8 protein-coding genes are annotated in these 9,971 nt (G+C 72.3%); 5 read left to right on the top strand and 3 right to left on the bottom strand.

The features are described from left to right. A partial coding sequence (locus ABT288_RS21400; protein ID WP_502972789.1) for a C40 family peptidase occupies positions 1-424 on the top strand: 424 nt, incomplete at its 5' end. A 28-nt stretch (positions 425-452) separates the two neighbouring features. Next, the gene (locus ABT288_RS21395) at positions 453-1,646 is read left to right on the top strand and encodes a hypothetical protein (protein ID WP_351610010.1); all 1,194 of its coding nucleotides are present in this window, start codon (positions 453-455) and stop codon (positions 1,644-1,646) included. 24 nt (positions 1,647-1,670) lie between these two features. Here the strand turns inward: ABT288_RS21395 and ABT288_RS21390 are convergent, their stop codons facing one another. Continuing rightward, on the bottom strand, positions 1,671-2,201 hold the full coding sequence (locus ABT288_RS21390) for a PadR family transcriptional regulator (RefSeq protein WP_351610007.1): 531 nt from the start codon (positions 2,199-2,201) through the stop codon (positions 1,671-1,673). A gap of 108 nt (positions 2,202-2,309) precedes the next feature. Here ABT288_RS21390 and ABT288_RS21385 point away from each other — a divergent pair, with 108 nt between their 5' ends. Continuing rightward, entirely contained in the window at positions 2,310-3,632 is a 1,323-nt protein-coding gene (locus ABT288_RS21385) for an MATE family efflux transporter (RefSeq protein ID WP_351610004.1), read from the top strand. 78 nt (positions 3,633-3,710) lie between these two features. On the opposite strand, the gene ABT288_RS21380 is transcribed toward ABT288_RS21385, so the two are convergent. After that, positions 3,711-4,946, bottom strand: a complete 1,236-nt coding sequence (locus ABT288_RS21380) for a glycosyltransferase 87 family protein (protein WP_351610001.1) — start codon at positions 4,944-4,946, stop codon at positions 3,711-3,713. A 117-nt stretch (positions 4,947-5,063) separates the two neighbouring features. Between ABT288_RS21380 and ABT288_RS21375 the strand changes: the two genes are divergently transcribed. Together ABT288_RS21375 and ABT288_RS21370 are read left to right on the top strand one after the other, a co-directional pair. Next, positions 5,064-6,206 (top strand): glycosyltransferase family 4 protein, encoded by a 1,143-nt coding sequence (locus ABT288_RS21375; RefSeq protein ID WP_351609999.1) that lies wholly within the window; start codon positions 5,064-5,066, stop codon positions 6,204-6,206. An 81-nt stretch (positions 6,207-6,287) separates the two neighbouring features. After that, the gene (locus ABT288_RS21370; protein ID WP_450859123.1) at positions 6,288-7,910 is read left to right on the top strand and encodes a GMC oxidoreductase; all 1,623 of its coding nucleotides are present in this window, start codon (positions 6,288-6,290) and stop codon (positions 7,908-7,910) included. 19 nt (positions 7,911-7,929) lie between these two features. Here the strand turns inward: ABT288_RS21370 and ABT288_RS21365 are convergent, their stop codons facing one another. Beyond that, a complete protein-coding gene (locus tag ABT288_RS21365; RefSeq protein WP_351609994.1) occupies positions 7,930-9,726 on the bottom strand; it encodes an AMP-dependent synthetase/ligase in 1,797 nt (598 codons plus the stop codon). Between the last annotated feature and the right edge of the window lie 245 nt (positions 9,727-9,971).

Genomic DNA, 9,971 nt, shown 5'->3' with positions numbered 1-9,971 from the left:
CCGGATACCACCCGGCCAAACGCAGCCGGTCCCTCACTCAGCGGCAGGGGTTGCGGTGCGAGTTTCAAGGGTCCCTCGGCGACCCGCCGCCGCCGCGGTGGCCGCCGCCCGTTCCGCCCTCGGCCGGCCGTATGTGTGGGGCGCCAGCGGCCCCTCCGGCTTCGACTGTTCGGGCCTGATGCAGTGGTCGTACGCGCACGCCGGCGTCCAGCTGCCGCGCACCTCGCAGGAGCAGCGCTTCGCCGGCCGGCAGATCCCGCTCTCCCAGGCCCGCCCCGGCGACCTGGTCATCTACCGCTCCGACGCCAGCCATGTGGGGATGTACGCCGGCAACGGCCAGGTCATCCACGCGCCCTATCCGGGTGCGGCGGTGCGCTACGACCCGGTCGGGATGATGCCTGTCACCTCGGTCACCCGGCCCTGAACGCGGCGCTCGCCGTTACGATCGGGAAGTGGCTGGTCGCAGGCGGGCGTGGAGCATCGGGGTCGTGGGGCTCGGGCTGCTGCTGCCCCTGTCCGGCTGCGGCGGCACGCCGGGCGACTCCGCCCGCACCGAGGTGCAGCACCTGCTCGACCGGCGCTCGGCCGCGCTCCTCGGCCACGACGAGACGGCGTACGGGACGACGGGCACCCGCACGGAGTACACCCGGCTGCGCGCCCTGCCGCTGGCCTCCTGGGCCTACCGGGTCACCGCCGTGCACCGCACCTCCGCCGGCGCCACCGCCGACGCCGACCTCAGCTACCGCGTCGCCGGGTACGACAGCGCCCCGGTCGACGCCCTCCGCACCCTCACCCTCGGGCGCACCGCTGACGGCAAGTGGTACGTCACCGCCGACAGACCCGCCAAGGACACCGGGCAGCAGCTGTGGGACCAGGGCCCGGTGACCGCCGTCAAGGGTGCGCACAGCCTGGTGCTGGGCACCGGCCGGACCGCCGCCCAGCTGCGCGGATACGCCACGCTGGCCGACCGTGCCGTGCCGGCCGTCTCCCGGGTCTGGGGCGCCGACTGGGCCCGCCATGTCGTCGTCCTCGTCCCGCGGTCCCTCCAGGGCATGGGGGGACTGCTCGGCTCGCCCGCCGCGAACTACCGGGGGATCGCCGCCGTGACCACCGGCGAGGCGGGCGGTTCGGGCCAGGCGCCCGCGGACCGGGTGGTCGTCAACCCGGAGGCGTACGCCATTCTCGGCGACCTCGGCAAGCAGGTGGTGCTCACCCACGAGACCACCCATGTGGCCACCCGTGCGCACACCACCGCCGCGACCCCGCTGTGGCTCTCCGAGGGGTACGCGGACTGGATCGGCTACCTCGGCACCGGCCGCACCCCCACCGAGGCCGCTCCGGAACTCACCCGCGCCGTCCAGGACGGCCACCCGCCCACCGAGCTGCCCACCGACGGGGACTTCGGCTTCACCAGCGACCCGGCCGAGCTCGCCCGGGCCTACGAGGGCGGCTGGCTGGCCTGCCGGATGATCGCCGACCGCTGGGGCGAGGCCCGGCTCGGCGCCTTCTACCGCGCCGTCGGCGCCCATCAGAAGCGGGCGGGCGCGGTCGAGGACGCGCTGAAGACGGTGCTGGGGACCACACCGGGGGAGTTCACCGGGCAGTGGCGGTCCTATGTGCGGGAGCAGCTGATCCGGACCGAGTGACGGCCGGTTTCCCTGCCCGGCGGGTCAGCCGGCCCCTTCGAGCGTCTCGATGGCCTCGCGCAGCCAGGCCCGCTCCGCCTTCCCGGTGGCCCGGGCGACCCGCAGCATGCCCTCGCGGAACAGGTCACCGGCCTCCTCCGCGCGCACGGCCTCGCCCTGCCGGTAGAAGAAGCTCGCCGGGGTCTCGAGGAAGTCCAGCCGGCGGCGCAGCACCGCGGCCTGCTCGCCGGGGGCGTCGAGGTGCCGCAGGAAGGCCAGGAGCGTGTTGAAGCGGACCTGGTCGGTGATCTCCGCCTGCTTGGGGGCGCGCAGCCGCGCGAGCAGTTCCTCGCGGCCCCGGTCCGTCAGGGACAGCACCCGGCGCGGGGCGGCGCTCGCGCCGTCCTCGGTGCGCTGGTCGAGCAGTCCGGCGGCGACGAGCCGGTTGATGGCCGGATACAGCGCGCCGTCGCTGACCGGGCGGACATGACCGCTCAGCGCCTTGATGCGCTCCTTCAGCTCGTAACCGTGCAGCGGTTCCTCGGCGAGGAACCCCAGGATCGACAATTCCAGCACGCGGTCTCCTCCTTCTCCTCCTTGCAGCGGCCTCGCACGCCATGCTACCTCTTATCGAGCTACCTCTAAACGAGGTAGCTCGATTCGAGGAGATGAGGGAATCCGACTGTGAACGCCCACCGCAAGCAGCTCATAGCCCTCGCCCACCCCGTCTACCTCTCCCTGCTCGCCTCGGTCGCCTCCGGGATCATCAACACCGTCTGGGTCTCCCGGCTCGGCGGAGCCGCGGTCGCCGCGGTGGCCGTCGCCACCAACGCCGAGAACGTGCTGCTCGGCGTCGCGCTGGTCTTCGCCTCCGGTACGACCGTGCTGGTGGCGCACGCCCGAGGAGCCCGCGACCCGGCCGCCGTACGAGCCGCCGTGCGGGGCGGTGGGGCCCTGTGCGCGCTGGTGACACCGGTGGTCGCGGCTGGCGGCCTGCTGCTGCGCGGGCCGCTGGCCGCGCTGGTCCTCGGCGGCGACGACAGCACGGCCCTGCGCCTGGCCACCGCCTACTTCGCGATCTCCCTGCCGGGCATGACCGTCTTCTTCGCCCAACAACTCGTCGACGGCATCCTCAAGGGCACCGGCGACACCCGCACACCGATGCGCCTCGCCCTCCTCGCCAACGCCCTGATCCTGCTGTGCGACCCCGTCCTGATCCACCTCTACGGCGTCCGGGGCGCCGCCGCCTCCACCGTGCTGTGCCGCGGCGCGGCCCTCGCGGCGGGCCTGCGCGCCCTGCGCCGCAACGCCCTGCTGCGGACGGCCGCCACGGCCCCGCCCGCCGAGCCGGTCGCCGCCGCCCTGCGCCGCACGCTCACCACCGGCCTGCCGATGTCCGCCGACTTCACCGTGCGCCAGAGCGGATCCCTGGTCCTGGTGGCGATCGTGGCCCGGCTCGGTGTGACGGCGGTGGCCGCCTACGCCATCGCCTACAAGGTCATGTACGTGGCCACCATGGCCTTCTACGCGGTACGGCAGGCCGCCGCGATCCACACCGCGCACACCCGGGGCGCGGGCGCGGACGCGCGGCGGGACATCGGCCGGCAGGCGGTCCTGGTCTCCGGCGCCCTGGGCCTGACCGCAGCCATGGTGTTCGCCGCTACGGCCTCCTGGATCATGGCCGCCTTCGGCGCCGGACCCGAAGTCGCCCGCCAGGGCGCGCTGTTCCTGCGCTGCATCGGCCCGTACCTGCTGCTGATGGCCTGCTTCATCGCCCTCGGCGGGGTCTTCGAGGGCAGCGGCGGAGCACCCGCCCTGCTCCGGATCACCCTGCTCGGCACGGCCGTCCAGCTGCCCCTGGCTCACGCCCTCGGCGGCCTTGGCCTGCCCGGCGTCAGCCTGGCCCTGGCGCTCTCGATGGCCGTGCAGTGCGCGGCCGTGACAGCCCTGCGCCGACGTGCCGACCACCACGGGAAAGCGGGGCAGCCCCTGGCCCGCACGGGGTGAGCCGGGAGCAGGGCGGGGCTGTGTGGCCTCTCGGGTGTTCTGGGCCGGTCGTCCTGTCCTCGGCGTGGGGCCGTCAGGTCAGGGGGAGACCGGCGTCTGCCGTGGCCGGGACGGCTGTGGCGGCAGGGGTGCGGCGGGGGCCGGTGGCACGGTCGAGCGCCACAGCCGGCGGGCCGCCGTGACCGAGGCCGCGACCAGCAGGCCGTTGCGCACCGCCAGCAGCAGAACGCCGTACCGGTCGCTGACCACGACGTGCGAGAAGCCGAGCGGGAACTCCAGGACCGTCGCGAAGGACGCGGCCACCACCATCAGCGCGGGCGCCCCCATCCGGCTCGCCCGGTACGACACACAGACCGCGGCCAGGCCGATCAGCCACACCAGGTACTGCGGGCTGATCACCCGGCTGGTCACCGTGAACAGCAGGACCGCGGTGAAGGCCGCCTCCGCGAGCGTGTGCGGCGCCCTGCGCGCCGCACGCAGCCGCCACAGCAGCAGCCAGCCGAACACGGCCCCGGTCAGCGCCAGCGCCGCCGCGCTGACCTGGTCCACGTACGGGCCGAGGAACTCGATCGACCCGTAGTTCAGCAGCACCTGCCCCTGCCAGCCGAAGTGCCGGGCCACATGGAAGACCAGGGCGCCCAGCGACTCCACCTCGGTGCCCCGCTCCCGCTGGAAGGTCAGGAAGGTGAAGGCGCCCGGCATGGACACCGAGAACAGCGCCGCGAGCCCCGCCGCGGTCACCGCCGCCGACCACCACGCCCGCGCCCGCACGGCACCGGCCAGCAGCAGCGCCGGCCACACCTTCAGCAGCGCCCCGAACGCGGTGAGCGCGCCCATCACCCGCGGATGCCGGGCCCCGGCGACCAGCGCCGCCACGGCCACCGCGGTCACCATCACGTCGTAGCGGGCGTACGCCGTCGGCCCGAGCAGCGGCACGCCCGCGACCCACACCCAGGCCCCGCGCGGAGACCGGCCGGGGCGCCGGCACCGATACAGCAGCAGCGCGAGGACGAGCACGTCGGCGAGGAACGCCAGCACGAAGAAGGCGTGCGCGTACGACAGGAAGGGCAGGGCGGCGGGGGCGAGCACCGGGAGGGCGGCGGCCGGCGGGTACTGCCAGGTCACGTCGTCCAGCGGAAACGTTCCCTGGTGCAGGACCTCGTACCAGCCCCGGTAGATCACCGAGACGTCGGAGGTGACGTCCGGGCCCGGGAAGAGATACACCTGGAAGACGAACAGCAGCAGCACCACACGGGTGACGCCCCAGGTCGCGAGCAGCCATGCCAGGGACCGCCCGGCACCTTTGGTCTCCACGTGATCCCCTGCCGTTCGGTTTCGCGTCGGTCACCATGATGTCGTGCGCGTCCGTGTGCATGCCACAGACTCGGCCGTACGCGGCTCCGGACGGCGGATTGGGTAGGGTCGGCGGCGATGCACAAGACCCTGATCGTCACCAACGACTTCCCGCCCCGGCCGGGCGGCATCCAGGCCTTCCTGCACAACATGGCCCTCCGCCTGGACCCCGGCCGGCTGGTCGTGCACGCCTCCACCTGGAAGCGGAGCCGGGAGGGTATCGAGGCCACGGCCGCCTTCGACGCCGAGCAGCCCTTCACCGTCGTACGCGACCGTACGACCATGCTGCTGCCGACCCCGCGGGCGACCCGGCGGGCGGTCGGGCTGCTGCGCGAGCACGGGTGCACCTCGGTGTGGTTCGGGGCGGCGGCGCCGCTGGGCCTCATGGCCCCGGCACTCCGCAGGGCGGGCGCCGAGCGACTGGTGGCCACCACCCACGGCCACGAGGCCGGCTGGGCGCAGCTGCCCGCAGCCCGCCAACTGCTGCGCCGGATCGGGGAGTCGACGGACACGATGACCTATCTGGGCGAGTACACGCGGTCCAGGATCGCCACCGCGCTGACGCCCGGGGCGGCGCGCCGCATGGTCCAGCTGCCGCCCGGCGTCGACGAGAAGACCTTCCACCCCGGCTCCGGCGGCGACGAGATCCGCGCCCGCCTCGGCCTCACCGACCGCCCGGTCGTGGTCTGTGTCTCCCGGCTGGTCCCGCGCAAGGGCCAGGACACCCTCATCCAGGCCATGCCCCGCATCCTCGCCGCCGAGCCGGACACCGTCCTGCTGATCGTGGGCGGCGGGCCGTACGAGCGGGATCTGCGGCGGATGGCCGCCGAGACCGGCGTCGGCGACTCCGTCCGCTTCACCGGCTCCGTCCCCTGGTCCGAACTCCCCGCCCACTACGGCGCCGGCGACGTCTTCGCCATGCCCTGCCGCACCCGCCGCGCCGGCCTGGACGTGGAGGGCCTGGGCATCGTCTACCTGGAGGCCTCGGCGACGGGCCTGCCGGTGGTGGCGGGCGACTCGGGCGGCGCCCCGGACGCCGTACTCGACGGCGAGACCGGCTGGGTCGTCAGGGGAGGCTCCCCCGAGGAGGCGGCCGACCGCATCGTGCCCCTGCTGGGCGACCCCGGCCTGCGCCGCCGCATGGGCGAGAGGGGCCGCCAGTGGGTGGAGGAGCGCTGGCGCTGGGACCTGCTCGCCGAGAAACTCAAAGACCTGCTCTAGACCGGGCCTCAAAGGTCTCCCGGCAGGGCCCTTGGCGGAACCGGAAAATCCGCCCATGCTGCGCCCATGACAGCAAACCTGATGAGACGTCAACTGACAAGACGTCACATACTCGGTATGGCCGCACTGCAGACCGCGGCCGCCCTCGGCTTCACCCGCATAGGACTCCAGTCGGCCCGAGCGGCACAGCCCGACGCGGTCGAGAACGCCCCGGCGATCGTCATCGGCTCCGGCTACGGCGGTGCGGTCGCCGCCCTCCGCCTGGGCCAGGCCGGCATCCGTACCCTCGTCCTGGAGATGGGCCGCCTGTGGAACACCGCGGGCAGCGACGGCAAGGTGTTCTGTTCCACCTCCGCCCCCGACCAGCGCTCCATGTGGTTCCGTACCCGCACCGAGGCCCCGCTCGCCACGTTCCTCTGGCTGGACGTGGTCAACAAGGACATCGGCGCCTACCCCGGAGTGCTCGACCGCGTGCACTACGACGCCATGTCCGTCTACGTCGGCCGGGGCGTCGGCGGCGGCTCCCTCGTCAACGGCGGGATGGCGGTCACGCCCCTGAAGTCGTACTTCGCCGAGCAGTTCCCGACCGTGGACGCCGACGAGATGTACGGCACCTACTACCCCCGCGCCCGCGCCATGCTCGGCGTCAACACGATCGACCCGGCCTGGTTCGAGTCCACCGACTGGTACCGGTTCGCCCGCACCTCCCGGAAGGCCGCCGGCAACGCGGGCCTGAAGACCACCTTCGTGCCGAACGTCTACGACTTCGGCTACATGCAGCAGGAGGCCGCCGGCACGGCCACGAAGTCCGCGCTCGCCGGTGAGGTCATCTACGGCAACAACCACGGCAAGCGCAGCCTCGACAAGAGCTATCTGGCCGCCGCCCTCGGCACCGGCAACGTCACCATCCACACCCTGGAGAAGGTGAGGTCCATCAGCCGGGCGGCCGACGGGACGTACGTCCTGACCGCCGACCGGATCGACACCACCGGCACGGTCGTCGGGACCAAGAGCTACGGCTGCACGTATCTCTTCCTCGGCGGCGGCAGTCTCGGCACGACCGAACTCCTCGTCCGCGCCCGGGACACCGGCACCCTGCCGGACCTGAACCCCGCCGTGGGGGCGGGCTGGGGCACCAACGGCAACACCATGCTCGGCCGCGCCAACCACGTCTGGGACACCGTCGGCGCCGACCAGGCGACCATGCCCGTCATGGGCATCGACGACTGGGCCAACGCCGACAACCCCGTCTTCGCCGAGATCGCCCCGCTGCCCATGGGGTTCGAGCACTGGATCAGCCTCTACCTGGCGATCACCAAGAACCCCGAACGGGCCTCCTTCACCTACGACTCCGCCTCCGGCGCGGTGAAACTCGGCTGGACGGCCGCCCAGAGCGCGGTCTCCGTGAGCATGGCCAGGAAGCTGTTCGACCGGATCAACCTGGCCAACGCGACCATCTACCGCTACGACCTGTTCGGCTCCACCAGCAAGGTCTTCGCCGACGACTTCACCTACCACCCGCTGGGCGGCTGTGTGCTCGGCAGGGCGACCGACGACTACGGCCGGGTGAAGGGGTACGACCGGCTCTACGTCACCGACGGCTCGCTCGTGCCCGGCAACATCGGCGTGAACCCCTTCGTCACCATCACCGCGCTCGCCGAACGCACGATGGCGCGGGTCCTCGCCGAGGACACCGCGCCATGACACTCCGTCAGGAGGCGTGCTACTTCGCGTAGATCGCCTCGATCTCGTTCGCGTAGTCCTTCGCCACCACGTTCCGCTTGAGCTTCAGCGACGGGGTGAGGTGGCCCGACTCCTCCGAGAACTGGGAGGACAGAATGCGGAACTTCCGCACCGATTCCGCCTTCGACACCGCGGCGTTGCCGTCGTCGACCGCCTCCTGGATCGCCGCGATCAGATCCGGGTCGTCCTTCAGCGACGCCGCGGTGGCACCCGCCGGCTTGCCGTGCTCGGCCGCCCAACGGCCCAGGAACTCCTCGTCGATGGTGACCAGCGCGCCCACGAACGGCCGCCCGTCGCCCACCACCATGCACTCCGCGACCAGCGCGTGCGCCCGGATCCGGTCCTCGATCACCGCCGGGGCCACGTTCTTGCCGCCCGCCGTGACGATGATCTCCTTCTTGCGGCCGGTGATCCTGAGGTAGCCGTCCTCGTCCAGGGTGCCGATGTCACCGGTGTGGAACCAGCCGTCGGCCAGCGCCTCCGCCGTCGCGCCCGGGTTGTTCCAGTACTCCTTGAACAGGTGCTCACCGTGCAGCAGCACCTCGCCGTCGTCCGCTATCCGCACCACCGAGCCGGGCAGCGGCTGCCCGACCGTGCCGATCTTCTGCCGGTCCCAGGGGTTGAACGCGGTCGCCGCGCAGGACTCGGTCAGGCCGTAGCCCTCCAGCACCGTGAAGCCGATGCCCCGGAAGAAGTGGCCGAGCCGCTCGCCCAGCGGGGCGCCGCCCGAGATGGCGTACTCGCCCCGGCCGCCCAGGACCGCGCGCAGCTTGCTGTAGACCAGCCTGTCGAAGACCTTGTGCTTGACCTTCAGGCCGAACGCCGGGCCGGAGGCGCTGTCCAGCGCCTTGCTGTAGGCGATCGCGGTGTCCGCCGCCTTGTCGAAGATCGCGCCCTTGCCGTCCGCCTGCGCCTTGGCGCGCGCCGAGTTGTAGACCTTCTCGAAGACGCGCGGGACGCCGAGGACCAGCGTCGGCCGGAACGCGGCCAGCTCGTCGGTGAGGTTCTTGATGTCCGGGACGCAGCCCAGCTTGATCGGCGCCATCATCGGGGCGATCTGCACCAGGCGGCCGAAGACGTGCGCCAGCGGCAGGAAGAGCAGGACCGAGCACTCGCCGGTACGGAACAGGGGGCGCAGGCGCTCCACGATGTTGCCGCACTCGGCGAAGAAGCTGCGGTGGGTGAGCACACAGCCCTTGGGGCGGCCGGTGGTACCGCTCGTGTACACGATGGTCGCCGGGTCGTCGGCCTTGGCGAGCGAGCCGCGCTCCTCGACCGTCTGGTCCGACACGTCCTGCCCGAGCCGCCCGAGCTCCTCCACACCGCCGGCCTCGATCTGCCAGACGTGCTTGAGGGCGGGCAGCGACTCGCGCACCGACTCCACGGCAGCCGCGTGGCCCGCCAGCTCCACGATGCAGGCGGTGGCGCCCGAGTCGGACAGGATCCACTGCACCTGCTCCGGCGAGCTGGTCTCGTACACCGGCACGGTGACCGCGCCCGCGCTCCAGATCGCGAAGTCGAGCAGGGTCCACTCGTACCGGGTGCGGGACATCAGGCCCACCCGGTCACCGGGCTGGACGCCGGAGGCGATGAGGCCCTTGGCGGCGGTGTGCACCTCGGCGAGGAAGGCGGCGGCCGTCACGTCCTGCCAGACACCGCCCACCTTGCGGGCGATGACGGCGACGTCGGGATGCTGCGCGGCGTTTCTGCGGACGATGTCGGTCAGGTTGCCGTCCGCAGGGACCTCGTACAAAGCCGGAAGGCTGAACTCGCGCAAGACTGCTGCTCCTCATAGGGCGCCGGCGCCACGACACTGTGTGATGCGACGGTGCGGTCCAAGGCTCGGGCAGGTGCTCGGGAATTCAGCTGTTGAAATCCAGAGCACGACTGGACTGCCCGGACGTTACCCGCCGGTATGGCGTTCACGACAGGGGTTCCCGGTGAGATGTTCGCTGCGTCACACATGTTGGCGTTCCTTCGCGCACAGTAGTCCACGGGCGAACCGACCGGCGAGTAACCGCA

This window comes from Streptomyces sp. NPDC001093 (assembly GCF_040298985.1).
GTDB lineage: Bacteria > Actinomycetota > Actinomycetes > Streptomycetales > Streptomycetaceae > Streptomyces.
The sequence above is the reverse complement of the archived record's forward strand: the minus strand, read 5'-3'. Positions and strand labels throughout refer to the sequence as shown.